Here is a 20748-nt window from a genome sequence, read left to right on the forward strand (position 1 = left end):
CGACAGTCGACCGTACACGACCCACGACGGCTCAGGCTTTCCGCGCGACGCGGACGACGGTCCCGCGATGAATGGCGAACAGCCGGTCGTCGCGGTTGAGCAGCCGGATGGGGCCGACGGTCACCGACTCGCCGGCGGCCGGCAGCGGCACGTCGACGGCCCGGACTGAATCACTGGTCACGTTTTCGAGAACGATTTCCTCGCCGGCGTCGGTCTCGTTCGCGGGGCCGTCGCCCGTGGTGTCGGTCCCGTTTGCCGAGAGATCGTCTCCCGTGTCGGTGGCGTTCCCGTCGGTGTCAGTGGCGTTGCCACCGGTGTCGGTCGCGTTCGTCGACTCGACCGGTTCGATGTCGACGCCGAAGCCGGTGTCAGTCGCGTTGATCGCCAGCCGGTGGCCGGCGACGACGGGTTCGGCGCGGGCAGGTCCAGAGGCGAAGACCGGGCGGCTCTCGTTGTCGTGGGCCAGCCGAATCTGGTAGGCCATCCCACCGCCGGTAGCCTGCCAGCCGATCCGGGTGGCGGTCACTGTCTCCTGCCACCCGAGGCCGCCGAGCCGGACGGTCGACCGGCCGTCGGCGGCGAGTTCGCCGGTCGTGGTATCGGTCGACCAGATGTGGCGGTCGGTGTTGCGGACGATCACCCCCGAGGTGTTGTAGCCGCCCCGATCGCCGGCCAGCGCGGCGGGGATCACGCTGAGCTGGCCGTCGGGGACGTTTTCGCCGTAAGTGACCTCGTAGCCCTCGATCTCGATAGGGTCGCCCGGCAGGGGGGCGTCGCCGGCGGTCGTGAGGTTGACCGGGATCGCCGGCCCGACGACGACCGAGCAGGCGACGACGACGGCCAGCAATCCGACCTGTCGGTGGGTGATCGAGCCGAACTCGCCGAGCCAGTCGCGGCTGGCTGGGGCGATCGCAGCGCCGAGCGAGCGGTCGCGACTGGCGGCGTCGACCGCCGAAAACAGCGGTCGGTCGCGGGCGACGACGCCGTAGGTCACGATCGCCACGAGGCCGAACACCAGCGCCAGCCCGACTGCCCGGTACAGCACGTAGGTCTCCCCGCCACGAAACCAGTAAATCGCCCACAGCGATCGGGAGACCGCGAACAACAGCACCCCAATCCAGACGTGGATTACCGGCGGCGGCGACTCATCGCGGAGCCGGAGCAGCCCGATCCCGGCCACGACACCGAGCAAAAACCCCAGCATGTGGCCCTGAATAGCGATCGTGGCGAACCACGGCGTGCTGTAGCTGGCCTCGGCGACCGCCACCTGCTGGGGGAGTCGGACCGCCTCGAGGAGGCGTCCGAGGACTCCTTGGCCGACGCCAGCGACGATCGTGAGAATCGGGTAGCGAACGATGGCGAAGCCGGCGAAGGCGAAAACGGTCGTCGAAAAGCCGATCACTGGCCCCAGCGCCACCAGCGTGCTAACGACGCCGAACAGCACGACTGCAGCCGGGAAGACGACGAGCGCGCGGCCGACCGGATGGCTCCGGAGTCGACCGAGCGCCCCCGAGCGCTGGTGGTCGGTGTAGTGACCCCACCGGAACTCCGCCAGCGAGCCGAACACCAGCGTTCCCAGCAGATTGCCGGTGAGGTGGCCGACGCCCGCGTGGGCGAAGCCCGCGACGACCATTCCGGTCGGATCGAAGTAGCTCCAGGCGCGGAACGGCAACACGATCGGGTCGTTGGGGGTCGAGAGACCGGCCTGCAGGCCGTAGTAGACCGCAAGGAGGAGACCGCAGACAGTGAGGGTGCCCCACGGGACGCCGTAGAGCAGCCGGCCGGTCAGGGGGTCGACCAGCCGGGCGGGTCGGGGGGAAAGCGCCAGCAGCGTGCCGACCGCCAGCAGGCCCCCAGCCAGCAGGAGGAGCCGCTGGAGCGGCAGGCCGGCGAGCGCCGCCTCAACGGCCGCAGCGAGCAGCGTGGGGCCGCCAGCGAACGGGGTCATCTACCGGCGGGCGCGGGGTGTCGACACGGCTACAGTTTGCTCTCGGCGTCGTCGGCCAACTCCTTCATCCGCTTGCCGACCCGGCCGGCGTTCGAGAACTCGTCTTCGCTCATCGCCGTGGCCAAGGCATTGCCCAGCACGAAGACGGCGTGTTTGTGCTCGGTTTTGGATTTGTGGACGTGGTCGGGCTCGACGCTCAGTTCGTCGTAGGGATCGAACAGCGAGGAGTCGACCGACTCCTGGGCGCGAAAGCTCTCCATGATGGTGACCATCTCCTCGTGGAGCTCCAGCAGTTCGTCTTTATGCATGGCTGCCCGTATGGACGGTCGGCAGTTAAGGGTTGTTGGGAGACTACCCCATAGGTGTCGGTCAGAAGACGTATTCGTCGTCGTGACCCATCATCCCGTCGTCCTCGAACCCGGAGCCGGAATTCGAGCCGGGCTCGTCGTCCATCGGACCGCTCGTTTTGTAGGCTTTCATCCCGGTCGACAGTAGGTTCTCGATCGCCTCCTCGCGGTTGAGGAACTCGCCTTGGTCGACCAGCTGAGCGATCTGCATCTCTAGGTGTTCGGGGATGTTGATTTCGACTTTCGGCATCTGAACGTGCTGGAGTTACCGGAGTGCCCATTTAAAACCTCCGGCGTTCCCAACCGGCTGTATATCCGGGTGTGGCGGTATATATACGGCCACCGAACCCTTCGTGAGTGTATGGTCGACGACGTGACCGATCTGTACACCGAATTCGGCGACGAGCGGCTGCCGCCGGGCCAACAGTTGACCGACGGCTTTCCGGTGCTCTCGAAGGGCGGCACGCCGGCGGCCGACCCCTCAGAGTGGCGCATCGAGGTCTTCGGCGCGGTCGAGGAGACGCTGGCGTTCTCCCTCGCGGAGTTTCGGGCGCTCCCCAGCGAGACCCAGCGACAGGACTTCCACTGTGTGACCGGCTGGAGCAAGTTCGACTGCCAGTTTACTGGTGTCTCGTTTCCGACGCTCGCCGAGCGGGCGGGCGTCGACGGGGCGGCGAGCCACGTCATGTTCCACGCGGCCGACGGCTACACGACCGACCTCCCGCTTGCGGACTGCATGCGCGAGGAGGTACTGCTGGCCTACGGCTACGACGGCGAGTCCCTGCCCGCCGACCACGGCGGCCCGCTGCGGGTGGTCACCCCCCACAAGTACGCCTACAAGGGGGCGAAGTGGGTGACCGGTGTCGAGTTTCTGACCGAGCGGGAGCCGGGGTACTGGGAACAGCGCGGCTATTCGTCGACGGCCGATCCGTGGAACGAGGAGCGGTACGGGTGAGTTGTGAGCTGAGAAGCGGTACGGATAACTTCGGTCGACCACAACATTCAATTCGTTGATCAAAAATACGGTCGTATGGAACTGAATCCGGGTCATCTCCGCCGTCCACTCGGACTGCTCAGTGTCTCACTGCTGTCGACATTCGTGCTTGTTGGCACGTTCGAACTGCTGATTTTCGACGAATTGGGGACTGCCACCTTCGTGCTGTCGGCTGTCACCTACGCGACGCTGATGGCTCACATCTTCGAGATCCGGTACGGAACCGACCCCCTGATCGAGTAGCGACTGCACCTCTCGACCGATAGTCACCCTCAAGAGTCCGGAGTTCCGAGTAGTTCCCAATGGAGTCGCCGCGCGCTGCCGACTGCCGGCTCGTAAGCCGGTCGGTGCGGCTCGAAGCCGGATCGCCGTCGTTTCGGGCGGTTCTCGACGCACTGGATCGGCCACGGACCGTCTGGGACGGGGTCGGAGAAGCCACGGTGCTCGCCGGCGGCGCGGCGGCGACGCTCACCGCGAGGGGCCCCAACCGGTTCGATCAGATCCGCGAAGCCGCCGAATCCCTCTTTTCGTCGGGTGACGTCCACGCCGGCACCGAGGCCGCCTGTCCCCGGCTGTTCGGCGGGTTTACCTTCCACGCTGAGGGCCCTGCCGGCGATGCAGCGACCGTCGAGACGGCCGCCGAGTCCGCAGCAGACGGCGGCGAGTCGACCAGTGCCGAGAACGCGGCGGCCACCTCTGCGGACACGGCGACCAGCGACCGGACGGCCGCCGGCGGTGAGTCGACCTCGCCGTGGGCGGCGTTCCCCGACGCACGGTTCGTGTTCCCTCGCGTGCAGGTGACGATCACCGATCGGGGGCCGTGGCTGACGGTCAACGCGGTCGGCCCCGAGGCGTCGGTCGCGGCAGTCGAAGCACGGATCGAGACCGAACGCGAGCGGCTGGGATCGCTGCCCGCGGCGGCCCCCGAGACCCCCCGACCGGGGATCGACGGCCGCCGGCGGACCACCACTCCCGAGTCGTGGCGGACGGGGGTCACGACGGCCACCGACCGCATCACGACGGGGGATCTCCGGAAGGTCGTCCTCGCACAGGCGCTGGAGGTCGACCTCGCGGCGGACCTCGCTGTCGGCGACATCCTCTCGCGGCTCGGCGAGAAATACCCCTCCTGTACCCGGTTCCTCATCGAGCCGGCAGGGCCCGAGCCGCCGGCGTTCTTCGGGGCGACCCCCGAGCGACTGGTCTCGCTGCGGGGTCGGACCGTCGAGACTGACGCCTTGGCGGGGACCACGGGCCGCGGGGAGACCCCGGCCGAAGACGAGTGGCTCGCCGAGGAACTGCTGGCCGACGCCAAGAACGTCCACGAACACGAACTGGTCGCCGAGACGATCCGCGACCAACTGGCTCCCTTTGCCGCCTCGGTCTCGACCGGCGATCGGCAGGTCAAGCGGCTCGCGACGGTCCAGCACATCCACACCCCGATTACGGCCGAACTCGCCGCCGATACCCACGTCTTGTCGTTGGTCGAGGCGCTGCATCCGACCCCCGCGGTCGGCGGGCTGCCGCCGGATGCGGCACTGGAAACCATCCGGGAGACCGAGCCGTTCGACCGTGGGTGGTACGCCGCCCCGATCGGCTGGGTCGACGCCGCGGGCAACGGCACTTTCGCCGTCGGCCTCCGGTCGGCGGTGGCAACTCGGCGGCTGGCGACCCTGTTTGCAGGCGTCGGCATCGTCGGCGACAGCGACCCTGATCGGGAGTGGGACGAGGTCGAACTCAAGTTCCGGCCGATCCTCGACGAACTCGAATCGGCATAACGGGGCCGCAGGCGGCGGACTGCCGGCGATGTTACCAGTATGGACCCTCGGTGCGTCGACCGTCCTCGCGGGTCCGGCCCGGCTCGTCGTCGAGGACCGCCGCCGGCGGCTCCCACGGCGACTCGATCGCCGGCAACGGTTCGTCGACCGTCGGGAGCTGCCAGTGGTCGAGAGAGCCCCGGATCCGGGTTCGGTCGCCGTCGACGGCCACGCGGAGCGTCGGGGTCAGTGTGCCGGCGAACTGCCGGCGCTGTTCGGCCGGCGACATGGCGGCGATGCCGTCGAGGGAGTCGCCGTCGAAGTCGGGATAGTTGAGGAAGCTCGTCACGAGCAGTTCGTCGTCGTGGCCGACCGCCAGCCACGAGTAGGCCTGAAACGGTGCGGTCGCCGGGTTGGTCACGACCAGTCCCGAACCGTTCAGCGGACGGTAGTCGCCACACAGCGAGTCGGCGACGAAGCCGTACAGCGCGTCGTAGCCAGCGCGTCCAGGCGCGAAGGTGTCGACGTGACTGGAGACGAAGAGGTAGTAGCGGCCCTCGTCGACGACGACGTGGGGGCGTTCGATCTCCTGATTGACACAGACGCTGTCGAAGATCGGCGGGCGGAACTCCCACTCTAGGGGGTCGCCGGTCGGCGAGACCGCGCGGCCGACACAGCCGTTGAACGCCTGTTTGGCGGCGTCGCCGCCGCAGGCGTCGGCCGCCGCCGGGGTGTTGGACTCGAACAGCAGATGACACCGGCCGGTCGCGGGATCCTCGAAGAACCACGGATCCCGGAAGGTGTAGGTCATCGCACCGGCCTGCGCTTGGGTCTCGTAGTAAGTGCCGTCGGGCTCCAAGAGGATCTCGTGGGTCCACGGCCCCTCGATGGTCGGACCGGCGCTGGCCGACTCGTCGACCGATTCGCTGGCCGAACCGTCCGCGTCGTCGACCGACTCATCGGCGTCGACCTCGACCCGACCGCCGTGGGCGACCGCGAGCCGCTGGGAGTCGGTCACCGCGTCGGCCGCCGGGTCGCCGGCGGCCGTATAGAACAGGTAACAGTCATCGCCGTCGAGGAGCGCCGAGCCGGCCCACTGGCGAGTGCCGAGGCCCGTCTCGAAGACCGGGCCACGGTCGACCCACTGGCGGCCGTCACGGGAGACGAAGTACCGATGGGTGGCGATGTCGTGGCGTTCGCCCGGCGTCACGTCGGCCGGCGCGGTCAGCGCGATCAGGATCCGCCAGCCATCGATGGTTGCGATCGTGCCGTCCCGGCTCCGGAGGGGCCACGAATCCCAGACGTGGTAGTCGGGAGCAGGGTCGGTCGCCGGGCGGTCAGTCGGCGGGGCGACGGTGCCGGGTGTGCGTTCGATGGGGCCTGCGGGCTCCCAGCGGGGCCACTCCCGGTCGGCGAGGTCCTCGTTCATGGCTCCTCGTAGCGTTCGTCGACGGTTGCTCGGTCGGGCAGGGCGGCCATCGCGCCGGCGGCGGTCGTCGAGACCGCGGCGACCGCGTTGGCGAACGCCAGCGCCGACTCGGGATCAGTCGGGCCGTCGCCCTCCGCGAGGGCGGCGAGCGTCCCCGCGAGGAAGGCGTCGCCCGCGCCGGTGGTGTCGGTGGCATCGAGATCGTAGCCGGCGTGATGCCACTCGCCGGCCCCCCACGGCGAGTCGGGGCCGGCGACGAGGCGGGCCCCCTTGCTGCCCTCGGTTACGAGCACGGTGTCAGGACCCATATCGAGCAACTGATCGGCGAACCCCGCCTCGGCGTCGAGTAGCGCCGTCGACGCGAAGTCCTCACGGGTCGCTTTCAGCAGGTCGGTCCGCAGGAGCATCCGTTCGAGGGTCAACGCGAGGTCGTCGTCCCATAGTTCGGGACGGGTGTTGGGGTCGAAGACGATCCGACAGCCCGCCTCGCGGGCCCGGTCGACCAGTTCGAACACCGCCGAGCGGGCGGGTTCGGCCGACAGCGCCACGCCACCGACGACCAGCCAGTCGGCCGCCGCCAGCGCCGTCGTGTCGACGACGTCGGTCTGGAGCACCGTGTCGGCGGTCCGCTCGCGGTGGAAGCTGAACTCGCGGTCGCCGTCGGCGGCGTGGCTGACGAACGCCAGCGCCGTCGGGTTGTCGACCCGCGTAATAAACGCCTCAGGGATCCCCTCCGCGGCGAGGCGGTCGGCCAAAAAGTCGCCGAAGGGATCGGTCGACAGCGTGGTACAGAGTCCGGGCGTCTCGCCGAGTCTGGCCAGCCCGACGGCGACGTTGGCCGGCGCGCCGCCGGCCCGGCGGTGGAACGTCTCGACCCCCGAGAGGGGGCCCGCGGTATCGGGGATGAAGTCGATCAACGTCTCGCCGGCTACGAGAATCGAGTGCTCGGTCATCGGTCCGTCCAGTGGTCGCGGTCAGTCGGTGAGGGGTCGGTCGGCTGGTCTCGCATGATAGCCAACGGTCTATCACGGTCGATAATAAAGCCTGAAGATATACAATCGGTGTTGTAAACGCTATATCGACCGACCGAGGTCGACCGGGGCGTCGGCGTCCTCGACGACGATCCGGGTGGCTTCGATGTCCTCGATGATCGCCCCCCAGCCGCCGACGCTGACTTCGCCGTCGTCGGTCTCGACGTAGAGAGTGGCTTGGCCGGCGACCTGCGAGTGGCTGTCGCCCGTGTCGATACTGGTCGCGTACTCGGTGTCGGTGACGGTACCGGTACAGGAGACGGGTTCGCCGGTGTCTGTGTCGTTGCCCTCGATACTGACCGCTACGGTGACGCCGTCGTCGACCACCGGGGCGATGTCGGCGACCAGCCGCCGGATGTCGACGTATTCGATCGGGAGGTCGGTGGGCCGCTCGGAGTAGATCGTCTCGCAGTGTTCCCAGAGGCTGGCGAGGAAGTACCAGTGGAAGACGTAGCTGTGGGTTCGGTCGTCGACGAGGATCCCGTACTGGTCTACCGCGTCAGGGTGGTGGAAAAAGCAGGTCTGCTGGCGGTCGACGAGGGCGACGAAGGGCGACGGCAGCCGGCGGGCTCGGACTTCTCGGGCGATCCCCTCGAAGGTGTCGGCCGCCGGCAGGGCCTCGCTGTCGGCGGTGTGGAGCGAGAGATGGACCGCCACGCCGCGGTCGTGGGCCGCCCGGAGCGCCGGCCGGAGCGCCGTAATGTCGTCGAGGCTGGCCGAGAGGTGGATCTGGTGGGTCGCGTCCTCGATGAACTGTCGGGTTCGGTCCAGCACGGTCTCGAAGCGCTTGACGATGCTGACCTTGTTGTGTTTGAGTTCGGGCTGTTCCCACCGGGTCTCGATCTCCTCGGCGGCGGCTTCGAACTGATCGGCCCGGTCTCGGAGGTCCGCCAACACCGCTTCGGGATCGTGAGCCCGCGCCTGCAGGGTGTCCTGCTCGTAGGTCTCGGCGTACCCACGGTCGGCCAGCGACCGAAGCACGTCGTAGATTCGGGGGCCGGGGACCCCGCTTTCGTCGGCGATCTCGGTCGCCGAAGCCGTCCCCAACTCCAGCAGGGTAGCGTACACCTGCGCCTCGTAGGGCGAGAGCCCCGCTTCCTCCAAGACAGATATGAACCGTTCGGTGTCCATTGGTTGCCGGATGGTATCGACACACCTAAAGAATTCGTCATTCGTCGTCGGCCCAGCCCGCCGGCTACCGGTGAGGCCGCCGGCTCGGTCCCGCCGGACGGCCGGTCGACCCCGCGCGCACTGCGAGGATCGTCGTCAGTCGTCGGATTCGGCTTCGGCGTCCGCGCTGGTGGTGCCGGTGTCGACCCGAACGGGCTCGGCCAGCCCGTGGGCGAGTGCCTCCTCCGTATCGGCGTCGAACAGATGGAGGTTCGTCTTATCGAAGACCACTGAGAGCTGCTGGTCTGCCTCCACTGGGGTCTCGGGACCGACGTTCATCAGGATCTGGCCGCTGGCGCTGGGGTCTTCCATGTCGACGGTTTCGCCCCGACTGGTGACGAGATAGACGAAGATCTCGTCGCCCATCGGCTCCATCACGTCGGTGTAGGTCTCGACCGGCGCGGTCACCTCGCCGACGGCGTTCTCGACCGGGATCACGTGCTCCGGGCGCACGCCGAGGGTCACGTCCTGACCGGTCGAGACGCCAATGGCGGCTGGATCGAATTCGACGTCGACACGTCCAGACTCGGACTCGAAGCCGGTCGGGGTGATCTCGCCCCTCATGAAGTTCATCGCGGGCGAGCCGATGAAGCCAGCGACAAAGCGGTTCGCCGGCTCGTGGTAACACGTCAGCGGCGGGTCGATCTGCTGGAGTCGACCGTCGTTGATGACGGCGATCCGGTTGGACATCGTCATCGCCTGGGCCTGATCGTGGGTGACGTAGACGATGGTCGTATCCAGTTTGCTGTGGAGCCGCTGGAGTTGGGTCCGCATGTGGACCCGGAGTTCGGCGTCGAGATTCGCGAGGGGTTCGTCCATCAGGAACACGTCGGGCTCCCGGACGATGGCGCGGGCGATGGCGACACGCTGGCGCTGGCCGCCGGACATCTCGCTGGGCATCCGGTCTAACATCCCGTTGAGTTGGACGGTGTCGGCGGCCTCTTCGACGCGTCGATCCATCTCCGCTTTGTCGAAGTCCCGCAACTGGAGGCCGAAGGAGATGTTGTCGTAGACGTCCTTGTGGGGGAACAGCGCGATGTTCTGGAACACCATCGCGATCCCCCGGTCCTTCGGCGGGAGGGCCGTCACGTCACGCTCGCCAATTCGAATGGTTCCCGAGGTGGGTTTGGTCAACCCCGCGATCATCTCGATCGTGGTCGACTTCCCACAGCCCGAGGGGCCGACGAGCGTGACGAACTCGCCGTCCCTGATGTCGAGGTTCATGTTCTCTATCGCGACGTCGCTACCGTACTCTTTTCTGATGTTCTGGAGGGTGATGGTTGCCATTATTCTTTCAGTGCTCCGGAGGTGAGTCCGCTGACGATCTTTTCCTGTGCGACGACCACGAGGATCGCCACGGGGACGACCGCGACGATGCTGGCGGCCGCCATCAGGTCGTACCGGATCTGGAACTGCGACTGGTAGGAGATGATGCCGTCGACGATCGGGGCCCAGTCTTGGGCCTGTGCGCCGGTCATCAGGAACGAAAAGAAGAACTCGTTGTAGACCGCGATGAACGTCAGGATGCCTGCCGTGGCGACGCCAGGGGCCGACAGCGGGACGATCACGCGGAACAGCGCGCCGAGCCGGGTCGTCCCCTCGATGCGGGCGGCGTCTTCGAGTCCGTCGGGGATCTGCCCGTAAAAGGTGGTGAGGATGAAGATCGCCAGCGGCATGAAGATCGCACTCAGCGGGATGACGACGCCGCCGGGCGTGCTGTACAGTTCGGGTGGCGTCAGCCCGAGGAAGGAGATCTGCTGGCTAAACAGTTGGAACAGCGGGATGAAGAACGAGGCCGGAGGGAAGAAGCTGATCACGAGGACGGTCAACAGCAGCGTCCGCTTGCCCCGGAACTGGAGTCGACCGAAGGCGTAGCCCGCGAGGCTGGCGATGATCAACACGAAGATCGTCGTCAGCGTCGCGAACACGAAGCTGTTGAACAGGTAGAGATGCAGTGGGATCTGCTGGAAGATCTCGACAAAGGATCCGGGGTCGAACCCCGTCGGCAGCAGGCCGACGCCTTCGCTGACGCGGTTGCTATCCGACAGCGCGATCATCGTCAGCCAGTACAGCGGGAACAGCGTCGTCAGCAGGAAGAAGATCACCACGACGAAGAACATCGCGCGGTAGACCTTCTCCGGGTTCTTGATCGCGCTGTCGACCCAGTTGGTGAACGCACCGCGGGGTTCGTCGTCGGGACGCTCCTGCTGTGTCGCTTGACTCATTGGTAGGACCCCCGTGGACTCAGCTTGAGTGCGACCAGATAGCCGACGATCACCAGCGCGATGATCGTCGCCGTGAGGAAGGCGATCGTCGCCGCAGAGGCGTAGGCCTGGGTGGTGCCGAACATGGTGTCGACGACCAGACACGACAGCGAGGGCACGGTGCCGCAGCCAGCCCCCGATGCTTCGATGATGCCGTAGATGCGCATGGCGTCGATGGTCCGGAACAGCATGGCGACCATCAGTGCCGGGAAGATCAGCGGCAGGGTGATGTGGCGGAACCGCTGGAGCGGCGATGCGCCAGCGACCTCCGCGACGTCGTAGAGGCTCTTGTCGACGCTCTGCATCCCCGCGAGGATGAGCAGCGCCATGAACGCCGAGGTCTTCCAGATGTCGGCGACAGTGACGATCACGAACGCGTTCGAACTACTGGTCAGGGGGTTCGAGCCGAAGAGGCCGATCCACTGGAGTGGGTCCGAGAGGAACCCCACGGAGGGGTTGAACAGCAGGAAGAACAGCATCCCCTGAATGACGATCGCGATTGCCCACGGGAGGATGATCGAGACGCGAACCCAGCGTCGACCGCGGTACTCCTTCGACATGATGTAGGCCTGTCCGAACCCGATTAGCGTCTCGAAGACGACACTGAGGATCGCGAACGCGAGGGTGACCAGCAGCGCCTGGCGGAAAAACGGGGTACCGCCGGTGAAATCGATCAGCGGTCGCGACAGCAGCGGGTTCTGGTTGGTGAGGACGTTCACGTAGTTTTCGAGGCCGACGAAGCCGCCGGTTTTCGCGGTGCCGAAGAGGTTGTCTTCGAACAGCGACACCCTGAACGTGCGCCACAGCGGCCACAGGGCGATCGCCGTCAGGACGGCAAACGCCGGTGCCAACAGCACGTATGCGTACGACTCCTCGCTGAGGTTCTCCATCCAGTTGAGCGAGCGCGAGACCGGACTGAAGCCGTAGCCTTGTCGTTGTTCAGTTGCCATGGTCGCCTCCGCTAGTGTGTGATTGGTGCATGGTTTGGGTCGACCTCGCTAGATGTTCTCCAACTCGCCGAGTGCGGTCGCTAAGTCGTTCATCGCCTCGGACGGCGACTTTCTGCGCTGGAGGGCGTCGTTGATCTCCTGGTAGGCCTGCTGGGTCTGTTGTGACCACACCGGCGTCACCGGCCGGGCGACCGTGTTGTCGCCCGTCAGCCGCAGGGTCTCGGTGTAGTCGCCGAAGGCCGGATGGTCGCCGGCGAGGCGTTCGACGAGATCCGGCTGATGGGGGAGAAAGCCCGGTCCGTTTAGTTGGGCTTCCTGGACTTCTTCGGAGTGGAACGCCCGGATGACCTCCAGGGTCGACTCCAGATCGGTGGTGTTGGGGTTCACCCCGATCAGCCAGCCCCCGAGTGCGGCGGCGGTCCCGCCGAGCCCGTCGTAGCGGGCCTCGCTCTCGGGCACCCCGTAGGGCATCGGCATCACACCGAGTTCCTGATCGCCGGTGAACTGGTCGTCGGCCAGTCCGATGGTGTAGACCCAGTTTCGCATCGCCACCGCGTTGGCGTCGCCGACGAACGCGCCGTCGGTCTCCTGTTCGGCCCAGCCGAACACCACGTTGGGCGAACACTGGGCAATGTCCTGGGTGGCGTCGCTGGTGCCGTGGACCATATCCCGGCCGACGTTGAGCGCCTCGATGACCGGCGGCTCCTCGACAGTGATCGGTCGCTCGCCGACCGGCCCGAAGAGGGTATCGAGCCCGCCGAAGTACGCCCCGCCGTAGGAGGACATCAGTTCGTTGAACGTACAACACGACAGTCCGGGGTAGCTGTCGGCCTGCCAGACGTAGCCGTAGTCGACGTCGGCGCCGTCGTGGACGTCGGCGACGGCGCTGCTCCACTCGGCCCACGATGGCGGATCGGTCGACCAGCGGTCGAACTCGCTGTCGGTGTAGCCCTCCTCCCGGAACAGGTCCTTGCGGTACTGCATCGTCGGGAAGTCCGGGAAGAAGGGCAGCGCCCACAGCTCGCCGGTCTCTGGGTGGCTCCCCGTCTCGACGAGCATCTCGAAGCTCTCGGAGCGAACTCGGTCGACGAACGAGTCGTCGAGTTCGGCTTCGAGGTTGACGATGTTCTCCCGGGCGATAAACGGGATCGTCCACCCGTTGTCCATCACCATGATGTCCGGCTTCTCCTGTTGGGCATCGAGCACCGTCACGAACGATTCGGCCCGCGCGTCGGTCTCCTCGGGCCCGGCAGTGAGTTCGATACTGATGTCCTCGGGGACGCCGGCGTCGTAGAACGCCTGTACGTCGAGGTTCTGGGCGATACTCTGGTTGCCCATGATCTCGACGCCCTCGGTACCACTGCCGTAACAGCCCGCCAGCGAGGCCACGCCAGCCGTCCCGGCTACCTGGACGAACCGACGTCTGGACAGTGGCCCTGTGGATGACTTTCGCCTTTTATTTACTTTCTTTACCACAGTGAATAGAGATACCACATGATTAATCATAAATATTTTTGCCATCAGTTTCAATATTGCGACCCGTATATCTGAACTGACAGTTACGGCTTCGTCGGCTGGGCTTGCCCCCACGAGCGCGCGCAGCATCCCTCGCGACTCGCGGCCGGGAAACACGCCGGACATATCAACGTCCGCGATAAGGGACTGCTAATGACTGCACCGAACCGGAACACGCTCTGGGGGCGAGCGATCGCTGCGGAACTCGCTCGCAACGGGGTTCGCACTGTCTGTCTCTCGCCGGGGAGTCGGTCGACGCCGCTGACGGTCGCCTGTGACGAACACGACGACCTGCGGACGGTCTCGGCGCTCGACGAACGCTCGGCGGCCTACTTCGCGCTGGGGCGGGCCCGCCGCACCGGCGAGGTGACGCCGCTGATCTCGACCTCGGGGACGGCCGCGGCCAACTACCACCCCGCGGTGATCGAAGCCAGTCAGGGCCGGGTCCCGCTGTTGCTGTTGACGGCCGACCGGCCGCCGGAGTTGCGGGACTCGGGAGCGAACCAGACGGTGGATCAGGAGAAACTGTACGGTGACGCCGTCCGGTGGTACAAGGACCTCCCCGAGCCGGTCGCCGACGAGCGGACGCTCCGGTCGCTGCGAACCGACCTCTCGCGGGCGGTCGGCACCGCCGAGGGGACTCACTCGGGACCGGTTCACCTGAACGTCCCGTTCAAAAAGCCGCTGGAGCCGACGCCCGTCGACGGCGACGTGCCTGCCGATCTCTCGCGGTTGGCCGCGATGGGTCGCGGCGACGACGAGCCGTTCGTGCGTCGGACGGTCGGCCAGCCGCAGTTGGACGATGGGGACCTCCGGAAACTGGCCGAGGAGCTGTCGGTCGACCGCGGGCTGATCGTCGCCGGGCCGGCCGATCCGCCGGGACTCACCGCCGACGCCGTCACTGCCTTCTCGCATGCGACGGGGTTCCCCATTTTGGCCGACCCGCTGTCGGGGCTTCGGTTCGGCGGCCATACCCGCGCCGCACCCGTGATCGGCGGCTACGACGGCTACGTCAATACCGCGGTCACCGAGTCGTGGCCCGATCCCGAGGTCGTCGTCCGGCTGGGCGCATCGCCGACCTCGAAACCGCTACGGAAGTACCTCGCGGGGACCGACGCACGGCAGTTGGTCGTCGACCCCGCCGGCGCGTGGCGCGAGGCCGAGTTTACGGCGACCGATCTCGTGGTCGCCGATCCCGACCGGCTCTGTGGCCACCTCTCACAGATCGTTCGCAGCGGCGGCAGCGCCGACTGGCGGAACCGCTGGACGCGGGCGGATGCCGAACACGGCGAGGTCCTCGCGGATCACGCCGACGAGCCCTTCGAGGGTGGGATCCTCGCCGACGTGGTCGATGGCCTCCCGGATCCGTCGACGCTGGTCGTCTCCAACAGCATGCCGGTCCGGGATCTCGACCGGTTCGGGATGCCGTCGACGAAATCGGTGACCGCGATCGGGAACCGTGGCGCGTCGGGGATCGACGGCATCGTCTCGACGGCGCTGGGGGCGGCCCATGGGACGACCGACGACGTGACGCTCGTCATCGGCGATCTGGCCTACTACCACGACATGAATGGGCTGCTCGCGCTCGCGCGGGCCGACGTCGAGGCGACGATCGTCCTCGTCAACAACGACGGCGGCGGCATCTTCCACATGCTGCCGATCGAGGACTTCGAGCCGCCGTTTACGAGTCAGTTCAAGACCCCACACGGGATCGACTTCGAGCCGACCGGCGAGCTGTATGGGTTCGACTATCGACGAGTCGACGACCGCGAGGCGTTCCGCGAGACCTACGCCGAGGCGGTGGCGGCTGCGGGCTCGCAGGTGATCGAGGTCCGGACCGACGCGGCGGCGAGCCACGACCTGCGGGACGACCTGCAGCGTGAGACGGTCGACCGACTGGTCGACTGATCGGCCACACGGGCTATGCTGGTGGCGGTCCAAGCCAGCGGTATGGCTCGAACCGCACTCGTCGAGGCCAGCGACGCGCTCCGGGCGGCCGCCGAGCGAGCGTCGGCCGAACGGGGACACCAGCTTACCGAGACCGCCGACACGCTGTCGACCCTCGCCAGCCGCGAGCCGGGACCCGACCACGGCCGGCTCGCACGACTCGAATACACGCTTCGAGAGCTGAAAGAGGCCGCCAACCCCGAGGCCGTCGACCACATCGACGACGCCCTCGGCCAGATCAAAGCCTATCGCAAAACCGTCGAAGGGGTATAACGCTACTCGGAACGGCCGGCGGCGAGCTCGGTGGTCTCGCCGTCGGCTCGCACGGCTCGCTCCTCGCTGTCGACGAGGGCGTCGAGTTTGCGCTCGAAGGTCGCCTCGTCGATCTCACCCGCGGCATACTGGTGTTTGAGTTCGTCGAGCGGTGCGCGCTCGGGGTCGGCGGCCGACTCGATGCGTCGGATCGCGCGCCAGCGCCAGCCGATCCACGCCGCGAAGGCCCCGACGATCAGGCCGGTGGTGGTCAGGAACGTCAGCGTCGAGGTGGTGCCGATGAGCCACAGCGCCCCCACGATGAGGATAATGTCCGCGCCGAAGGCGATCATCAGGCCGAACATCAGGTCGGTCACGAGGCCCTCCTCCGGGTCGACTGGCATGTCGGAGTAGTGTTAGGACCGCCGCCAAATGAGTCCACTGGTGACCGGTCGGTCGCTGTCGAGTGGTCAGCCGTCGGGCGAGTCCATAGCTATTCGGCCACTGCGTGGGTACTGATAGCGATTAGCAATGGTCGACTACTACGACTGGGTGCTGGCGGGGATCGTCGGCAGCGTCCTGCTGGGTGCGGTGGTGAGCGCCGTTGTGGGTGTCGGGCTGCAGACCGGGCTCTTCGCCGGCACGCTCGTGGCGACGCTGTTCCTCTACGACGCCATCGTCCGGAACCCGCCGCTGCCGCGGACCGACCCCGCCATGATCGTGCCGGTGGCCGTGTGGCACCTCGGCGTCGTCGCGTTGGGGATCGGGGTTATTGGGTGAGTCGACGGCGAGTGTCGGGTGGGGTGTGTCGACCGGCGGGTGACGGTTCGGGGCATGACATGGTGGTAGTGTTGAGATCAACCGATGAGAAAACGCACAAACTTGATACCCACCGTGGTACGAATCACGTGTATGAGCGAATCAGATCACATGCACCAGTTTTCGGTATCGGCGACGGGCGACACGGAGACGAAGACGACCGTCTCGGTCCGTGACTTCGAGTTCGTCGTCGACGAGCCCGACCAGCTCGGCGGCACCAACGAGGGCCCCAACCCCGTCGAGTACCTGCTCGGCGCCTGGGCGGGCTGTCTGAACGTCGTCGCACAGGAAGTCTGCGACGAACACGACGTCGAACTCACCGGCCTCGACATCGAGATCGAAGGCGATCTCGACCCCCGGAAGTTCATGGGGATGGCCGACGAGCCCCGCGCGGGCTTCCAGGAGATCCGCGTCGAACTGGCCGCCGGGACCGACGCAGACGACGAGACGCTCGGTGCCGTCCTCGAGGAGGTCGAAGCCCGCTGTCCAGTCGGCGACAACATCATGGACGCGACGCCGGCCGACGTCACCATCGACGCGGTCTGAGCCTGCCGGTCGACCCAGCCACACCGTTTCTTCCGCCGCGAACTGCCCGCCCGAGCCCCGTCGATAGCCCACGGTGGCTCCAGACCGAGTCGTTTGAGTGGCCCACGGTCGTCGGTGCCGGTATGACCGCCGATGGCACACTCCTCGAATCGTTCCCCGACAGTCCAGTGACGACGGCCGCGCTGTCCGATCTCGAAGCCAGCGACGCTATCCGCACGGCGATCCCGCTGATCTCCGAGGCCCACGACGGCCAAGAGCTCTCCGACCGTGTGGTCATCCAGACCGACTCGGTCGCCGTCGTCGCCAGCTACACTGACGGCGAGGGGTGGACCGTCGACCACCGCATCGACGGGACCGACCGCGACCCGAGCGACGTACTCGAAGAGGCGATGGTTGCCGGACAAGGAGACTCCTCGCTGGTCGACGCGCCAGAGGAGTGATCGAAGCGTCGTCCCGCGAGGGACCGCAGAGACGGCCGTCGTGAGCCGCCGCTGTGTCCGCGGCGCAGGGCTCGGCTCTGGGGTGCGGCGCGGCCGGTAAACGGGGTTACTCCGCGGTCGGCAGTCGGAGTTCGATCGTCGTCCCCGGCCGGTGTGGGTCGGCGACGGTCACCGTTCCGTCGACGCCGGTGACGATCCAGTAGACCAGCCACAGCCCCAATCCTCGCCCGTGGACCAGTGGGGTCTCCTCGCCGGACTGCAGTACCGACCGCTCCAATTCGGGGAGCCCCGGCCCGTCGTCACGGACCGACAGCTCGTAGTGGGTTTCGGTGTCCGCGATTTCGATCTCGATTCTCGGGGCCTCGCCGGCGTGTTTGGCGGCGTTGTCGACCAGCTCCCAGAGCGCCGTTTCGAGCCGTGGGGCGCTGTCGACGACGGCCGTCTCCGGGCCGGCGACTGTAATCGAGGCGTCGGGATACGCCCCACCGAGTTGGTCGGCAACCCGATCGGCCAGCGGGCGGAGATCGAGCGGCTGCCGCTCGATGGGGCTATCGAGTGTCTCTTCGAGCTTCTGGGCCGTCTCGCTGAGGTCCAGCAGCCGGTCGGAGGTCGTCCGAACGCGCTTGGCCAGCGTCTCCTGTTGGCCCTCCAGTTCGTCTTCGAGCATCTCGGCGTAGCCGTTGATGACGCCGACATCGTTGCGCAGGTTGTGCCGGAGCACGCGGTTGATGACGCTGATCAGTCCATCCCGGCGCTTACGGTCGGTTGCGTCCCGACTCATCGCTTGGACGGCGACGATATCCTCCGGCGTGCGCTGGTCGGCCGGCACTCTGCTGTCGTAGATCGGCGTCGCTCGGAGGTCGACGTAGATGATATCGCCCGCCTTCGTTTCGACCGGGAAGTAGTGTTCCTCGATCGTCTCGCCGGAGAGGACGCGGTCGAACAGTTCCCACGCGCGTTCGGTCGTCTCCGCATCGACTTGGACCGTCGCGACCGATCGCCCATCGAGTTCCTCGTGTTCGTAGCCGAGCAGGTCGACGACCGACGGGGAGGTGTAGATGAACCGGCCGTCGAGATCGAGGCGAAAGACCAGATCGAAACTGGCGTCGATGACCGCTCGATAGATCTCGGCCCGTTCGTCGAGTTCGGCCGCCCGCTCGGCGAGTTCGGCCTCGTACTGCTGTTGTTCGATCTCGTAGCCAGCCATCTGTGCGATCAGATGGCTGAAGGACTTTTCGGCCTCGGAAAACGGCTCTGCACGCGCGTTCTGGGCGGTGAAACAGACCGTCCCGTACGGCTCGTTGTCGACCATGATCGGCGCGCCGTGGTAACAGTGGATCCCGTATTCGACAGCATCCGTGCTGTCTTCGAGCCCCACGTCGGCGACGTCCGCAAACGCGACGACCCCTTCCTCCTGGACCGTCCGCAGACAGAACGTGGTGCTGAGATCCCGCTTGAGCCCGGTCGGATCGGGGGCGTCCCCGGTATCCGTGCTGATCCGTACCTCCCAGTCGTCGGTCTCCTGATCGATCTTGGTGACGATCCCCGCGTCGACGCCGAACTGCGAAACGCCGACTTCGAGGGCGTCCTGCAGTCGGTCTTTCAGTGGACGGTCGGTCTGCATGACCTCGTAGAGCTGCGAATACGCAGTCTGCCGATCGAACGTCCCCCGCATAGCAACCATTATCAGACGTATGCACCTTGGTACTGTTATTGTTGTGGTCGGAGCGGCGGTAACCGGTTGGGGTCGTTTCGTCTCAACCGACAGCCGCTGAGACGCGGTGTTTCGGCTGGCTTTTTATCGGCTCCGACCCTCGCTCCGGTATGGTTTCGGAACTGTTCGACCCCGACCGCTGGGAGCCGGTCGAGGCCTTCGACTTCGACGATATCACCTACCACCGCGGAACCGACGTCCCCGCCGTCAGGATCGCCTTCGACCGTCCCGAGGTACGGAACGCCTTCCGCCCGGGGACGGTCGACGAACTGTACACCGCCCTCAATCACGCACGCAAACAGGCCACCATCGGCTGTGTTCTCCTCACTGGCAACGGCCCCTCCGAGAAGGACGGCGGCTGGGCCTTCTGCTCGGGCGGCGACCAGTCGGTCCGCGGCGAGTCGGGCTACGAGTATCGCGCCGACGACGCGGCCGCCGCGGACGACGATCCCGCTGTGCGGGAGGCCAAGGCGGGTCGACTCCACATTCTCGAAGTCCAGCGCCTCATTCGGACGATGCCCAAACCAGTCGTCGCGGTCGTGCCGGGATGGGCGGTCGGTGGCGGCCACTCGCTACACGTGATCTGTGATCTGACGCTGGCCTCCGACGAACACGCCAAGTTCCTCCAGACAGACCCCGACGTGGCCTCCTTCGACGGCGGGTTCGGTTCGGCGTATCTCGCCAAGCAGGTCGGCCAGAAGAAGGCCCGTGAGGTCTTCTTCCGCGGGAAGACCTACTCCGCAGCGGAGGCCGTCGACATGGGGATGGCCAACGAAGCGATTCCCCACGAGGAGCTCGAAGACGTGGCTTTAGAGTGGGCCGACGAGATGACCCGGAAGAGTCCGACCGCGATGCGAATGTTAAAGTTCGCATTCAATGCGACCGACGACGGGATGGTCGGCCAGCAGGTCTTCGCCGGCGAGGCCACCCGCTTGGCCTACATGACCGACGAGGCCAAAGAGGGACGGGACGCCTTCTTGGAGGGCCGCGAGCCCGACTTCCGGCAGTTCCCGTGGCACTACTGAGCGGCGGTCGACGCGGCTCGCTGGACGATTTCTGGGTCGACAGCACGGGACGGTGGGGGTCGCCCAACAGGGCTACTCTGGAAGCCCGGCCGCAACAGGAACGTCAAGTTCGTGTTCAGCAGACTAACGGCTGGTTCGTCAATAGACCGTTGTAGACGACGCCAAAGAGGCGGACGCCTGCTTGCAGATCGTGCTATGACTATTCATCGGTTCTGTTGTTACTATTAACTAATATGTTGCTCTCTGTTGTTGAAAACAATCGAACGACCGTTCCACGCGGAGAATATACTAATACATTGACCGAACCGATAGGAATTTAATGACTGAATTTATCTATTGGAAATACATTCAGCAATGCTGTACGTTCACTACGACGGAGTCGATTGTTCGGAGAGACCGGGAACGGCTGGCGGTTCGACGCCCGATTCCGGATGTCGTAGTGATCGCAGCCAGTTCTGGGGGAACACATGGTAGACGGAACACAACATACAGATCGACAGCGAACAGCGTCGTGGAGACAGAATCGTTTTCCGAACGGGACAGCCAGAGTGAGGGTGATCTGAGATGGACCGCCGCGCACAATCTCGGGTTCTTCTCGTCTCG

The 20748-nt window shown here is 66.3% G+C and carries 21 protein-coding genes; 9 read left to right on the forward strand and 12 right to left on the reverse strand.

Annotated features, from left to right (window positions below; translation table 11 throughout):
• Positions 1-31: 31 nt before the first annotated feature.
• The 3 genes from NKJ34_RS03800 to NKJ34_RS03810 all read right to left on the reverse strand — a co-directional run bounded on the left by NKJ34_RS03800 (position 32) and on the right by NKJ34_RS03810 (position 2545).
• Entirely contained in the window at positions 32-1948 is a 1917-nt protein-coding gene (locus tag NKJ34_RS03800) for a rhomboid family intramembrane serine protease (RefSeq protein WP_253736924.1), read from the reverse strand.
• Positions 1949-1977: 29 nt separating this feature from the next.
• Positions 1978-2256, reverse strand: a complete 279-nt coding sequence (locus NKJ34_RS03805) for a UPF0058 family protein (protein ID WP_253736925.1) — start codon at positions 2254-2256, stop codon at positions 1978-1980.
• A gap of 61 nt (positions 2257-2317) precedes the next feature.
• Entirely contained in the window at positions 2318-2545 is a 228-nt protein-coding gene (locus NKJ34_RS03810) for a DUF7120 family protein (protein WP_253736926.1), read from the reverse strand.
• A gap of 111 nt (positions 2546-2656) precedes the next feature.
• On the opposite strand from NKJ34_RS03810, the gene NKJ34_RS03815 reads away from it, so the two are divergent.
• The 3 genes from NKJ34_RS03815 (at position 2657) to NKJ34_RS03825 (ending at position 5064) form a co-directional block, all read left to right on the forward strand.
• Entirely contained in the window at positions 2657-3250 is a 594-nt protein-coding gene (locus NKJ34_RS03815; RefSeq protein ID WP_253736927.1) for a sulfite oxidase-like oxidoreductase, read from the forward strand.
• A gap of 75 nt (positions 3251-3325) precedes the next feature.
• Positions 3326-3532: a hypothetical protein gene (locus tag NKJ34_RS03820; RefSeq protein ID WP_253736928.1), complete on the forward strand. Its 207-nt coding sequence runs from the start codon at positions 3326-3328 to the stop codon at positions 3530-3532.
• A 59-nt stretch (positions 3533-3591) separates the two neighbouring features.
• Positions 3592-5064 carry an isochorismate synthase gene (locus NKJ34_RS03825; RefSeq protein WP_253736929.1) on the forward strand — a complete coding sequence of 491 codons (1473 nt, stop codon included), beginning with the start codon at positions 3592-3594 and terminating at the stop codon, positions 5062-5064.
• 31 nt (positions 5065-5095) lie between these two features.
• Here NKJ34_RS03825 and NKJ34_RS03830 read toward each other — a convergent pair whose 3' ends face one another.
• The 7 genes from NKJ34_RS03830 to NKJ34_RS03860 form a co-directional block, all read right to left on the reverse strand.
• The gene (locus tag NKJ34_RS03830) at positions 5096-6472 is read right to left on the reverse strand and encodes a glycoside hydrolase family 68 protein (protein ID WP_253736930.1); all 1377 of its coding nucleotides are present in this window, start codon (positions 6470-6472) and stop codon (positions 5096-5098) included.
• The gene (locus NKJ34_RS03835; protein WP_253736931.1) at positions 6469-7425 is read right to left on the reverse strand and encodes a carbohydrate kinase family protein; all 957 of its coding nucleotides are present in this window, start codon (positions 7423-7425) and stop codon (positions 6469-6471) included. Before NKJ34_RS03835 ends, NKJ34_RS03830 begins: the two co-directional genes overlap by 4 nt.
• Positions 7426-7545: 120 nt before the next feature.
• Positions 7546-8634, reverse strand: coding sequence for a TrmB family transcriptional regulator (locus tag NKJ34_RS03840; protein WP_253736932.1), 1089 nt, complete (start codon positions 8632-8634; stop codon positions 7546-7548).
• Positions 8635-8769: 135 nt separating this feature from the next.
• Positions 8770-9960 (reverse strand): ABC transporter ATP-binding protein, encoded by a 1191-nt coding sequence (locus NKJ34_RS03845; RefSeq protein ID WP_253736934.1) that lies wholly within the window; start codon positions 9958-9960, stop codon positions 8770-8772.
• Positions 9960-10898: a carbohydrate ABC transporter permease gene (locus NKJ34_RS03850; RefSeq protein WP_253736936.1), complete on the reverse strand. Its 939-nt coding sequence runs from the start codon at positions 10896-10898 to the stop codon at positions 9960-9962. Before NKJ34_RS03850 ends, NKJ34_RS03845 begins: the two co-directional genes overlap by 1 nt.
• Positions 10895-11887, reverse strand: a complete 993-nt coding sequence (locus NKJ34_RS03855; protein WP_253736937.1) for a carbohydrate ABC transporter permease — start codon at positions 11885-11887, stop codon at positions 10895-10897. The genes NKJ34_RS03850 and NKJ34_RS03855 overlap by 4 nt, the downstream gene beginning before the upstream one ends.
• A 48-nt stretch (positions 11888-11935) precedes the next feature.
• A complete protein-coding gene (locus NKJ34_RS03860; RefSeq protein WP_253736938.1) occupies positions 11936-13276 on the reverse strand; it encodes an extracellular solute-binding protein in 1341 nt (446 codons plus the stop codon).
• Between the two features lie 279 nt (positions 13277-13555).
• On the opposite strand from NKJ34_RS03860, the gene menD reads away from it, so the two are divergent.
• Both menD and NKJ34_RS03870 read left to right on the forward strand, forming a co-directional pair.
• A complete protein-coding gene (menD, locus tag NKJ34_RS03865) occupies positions 13556-15310 on the forward strand; it encodes a 2-succinyl-5-enolpyruvyl-6-hydroxy-3-cyclohexene-1-carboxylic-acid synthase (protein ID WP_253736939.1) in 1755 nt (584 codons plus the stop codon).
• 42 nt (positions 15311-15352) lie between these two features.
• Positions 15353-15622, forward strand: a complete 270-nt coding sequence (locus NKJ34_RS03870) for a DUF7553 family protein (protein ID WP_253736940.1) — start codon at positions 15353-15355, stop codon at positions 15620-15622.
• A gap of 2 nt (positions 15623-15624) precedes the next feature.
• Here NKJ34_RS03870 and NKJ34_RS03875 read toward each other — a convergent pair whose 3' ends face one another.
• The gene (locus NKJ34_RS03875; RefSeq protein ID WP_253736941.1) at positions 15625-16005 is read right to left on the reverse strand and encodes an SHOCT domain-containing protein; all 381 of its coding nucleotides are present in this window, start codon (positions 16003-16005) and stop codon (positions 15625-15627) included.
• A gap of 127 nt (positions 16006-16132) precedes the next feature.
• Between NKJ34_RS03875 and NKJ34_RS03880 the strand changes: the two genes are divergently transcribed.
• From NKJ34_RS03880 to NKJ34_RS03890, 3 genes are all read left to right on the forward strand, one after another.
• Positions 16133-16381 (forward strand): DUF8015 family protein, encoded by a 249-nt coding sequence (locus NKJ34_RS03880; protein ID WP_253736942.1) that lies wholly within the window; start codon positions 16133-16135, stop codon positions 16379-16381.
• Positions 16382-16513: 132 nt separating this feature from the next.
• A complete protein-coding gene (locus NKJ34_RS03885) occupies positions 16514-16966 on the forward strand; it encodes an OsmC family protein (protein WP_253736943.1) in 453 nt (150 codons plus the stop codon).
• Between the two features lie 122 nt (positions 16967-17088).
• Positions 17089-17406 (forward strand): DUF7964 domain-containing protein, encoded by a 318-nt coding sequence (locus NKJ34_RS03890; RefSeq protein ID WP_253736944.1) that lies wholly within the window; start codon positions 17089-17091, stop codon positions 17404-17406.
• A 106-nt stretch (positions 17407-17512) separates the two neighbouring features.
• On the opposite strand, the gene NKJ34_RS03895 is transcribed toward NKJ34_RS03890, so the two are convergent.
• The gene (locus tag NKJ34_RS03895; RefSeq protein ID WP_253736945.1) at positions 17513-19081 is read right to left on the reverse strand and encodes a sensor histidine kinase; all 1569 of its coding nucleotides are present in this window, start codon (positions 19079-19081) and stop codon (positions 17513-17515) included.
• A 149-nt stretch (positions 19082-19230) separates the two neighbouring features.
• On the opposite strand from NKJ34_RS03895, the gene NKJ34_RS03900 reads away from it, so the two are divergent.
• On the forward strand, positions 19231-20145 hold the full coding sequence (locus NKJ34_RS03900; RefSeq protein WP_253736946.1) for a 1,4-dihydroxy-2-naphthoyl-CoA synthase: 915 nt from the start codon (positions 19231-19233) through the stop codon (positions 20143-20145).
• Positions 20146-20748: the final 603 nt, after the last annotated feature.

Origin of the sequence: Halohasta salina, assembly GCF_024178165.1 — an archaeon.
GTDB lineage: Archaea > Halobacteriota > Halobacteria > Halobacteriales > Haloferacaceae > Halohasta > Halohasta salina.

Excerpts from the sequence above, each read along its gene's own strand:
- NKJ34_RS03805 (WP_253736925.1), bottom strand. The coding sequence starts at position 2,256 with ATGCATAAAGACGAACTGCTGGAGCTCCACGAGGAGATGGTCACCATC.
- NKJ34_RS03875 (WP_253736941.1), bottom strand. The coding sequence starts at position 16,005 with ATGCCAGTCGACCCGGAGGAGGGCCTCGTGACCGACCTGATGTTCGGC.
- NKJ34_RS03835 (WP_253736931.1), bottom strand. The coding sequence starts at position 7,425 with ATGACCGAGCACTCGATTCTCGTAGCCGGCGAGACGTTGATCGACTTC.
- menD (WP_253736939.1), top strand. The coding sequence starts at position 13,556 with ATGACTGCACCGAACCGGAACACGCTCTGGGGGCGAGCGATCGCTGCG.
- NKJ34_RS03885 (WP_253736943.1), top strand. The coding sequence starts at position 16,514 with ATGAGCGAATCAGATCACATGCACCAGTTTTCGGTATCGGCGACGGGC.
- NKJ34_RS03850 (WP_253736936.1), bottom strand. The coding sequence starts at position 10,898 with ATGAGTCAAGCGACACAGCAGGAGCGTCCCGACGACGAACCCCGCGGT.
- NKJ34_RS03825 (WP_253736929.1), top strand. The coding sequence starts at position 3,592 with ATGGAGTCGCCGCGCGCTGCCGACTGCCGGCTCGTAAGCCGGTCGGTG.
- NKJ34_RS03855 (WP_253736937.1), bottom strand. The coding sequence starts at position 11,887 with ATGGCAACTGAACAACGACAAGGCTACGGCTTCAGTCCGGTCTCGCGC.
- NKJ34_RS03815 (WP_253736927.1), top strand. The coding sequence starts at position 2,657 with ATGGTCGACGACGTGACCGATCTGTACACCGAATTCGGCGACGAGCGG.
- NKJ34_RS03810 (WP_253736926.1), bottom strand. The coding sequence starts at position 2,545 with ATGCCGAAAGTCGAAATCAACATCCCCGAACACCTAGAGATGCAGATC.
- NKJ34_RS03870 (WP_253736940.1), top strand. The coding sequence starts at position 15,353 with ATGGCTCGAACCGCACTCGTCGAGGCCAGCGACGCGCTCCGGGCGGCC.
- NKJ34_RS03840 (WP_253736932.1), bottom strand. The coding sequence starts at position 8,634 with ATGGACACCGAACGGTTCATATCTGTCTTGGAGGAAGCGGGGCTCTCG.
- NKJ34_RS03900 (WP_253736946.1), top strand. The coding sequence starts at position 19,231 with ATGGTTTCGGAACTGTTCGACCCCGACCGCTGGGAGCCGGTCGAGGCC.
- NKJ34_RS03830 (WP_253736930.1), bottom strand. The coding sequence starts at position 6,472 with ATGAACGAGGACCTCGCCGACCGGGAGTGGCCCCGCTGGGAGCCCGCA.
- NKJ34_RS03800 (WP_253736924.1), bottom strand. The coding sequence starts at position 1,948 with ATGACCCCGTTCGCTGGCGGCCCCACGCTGCTCGCTGCGGCCGTTGAG.
- NKJ34_RS03895 (WP_253736945.1), bottom strand. The coding sequence starts at position 19,081 with ATGCGGGGGACGTTCGATCGGCAGACTGCGTATTCGCAGCTCTACGAG.
- NKJ34_RS03820 (WP_253736928.1), top strand. The coding sequence starts at position 3,326 with ATGGAACTGAATCCGGGTCATCTCCGCCGTCCACTCGGACTGCTCAGT.
- NKJ34_RS03880 (WP_253736942.1), top strand. The coding sequence starts at position 16,133 with ATGGTCGACTACTACGACTGGGTGCTGGCGGGGATCGTCGGCAGCGTC.
- NKJ34_RS03845 (WP_253736934.1), bottom strand. The coding sequence starts at position 9,960 with ATGGCAACCATCACCCTCCAGAACATCAGAAAAGAGTACGGTAGCGAC.
- NKJ34_RS03890 (WP_253736944.1), top strand. The coding sequence starts at position 17,089 with ATGACCGCCGATGGCACACTCCTCGAATCGTTCCCCGACAGTCCAGTG.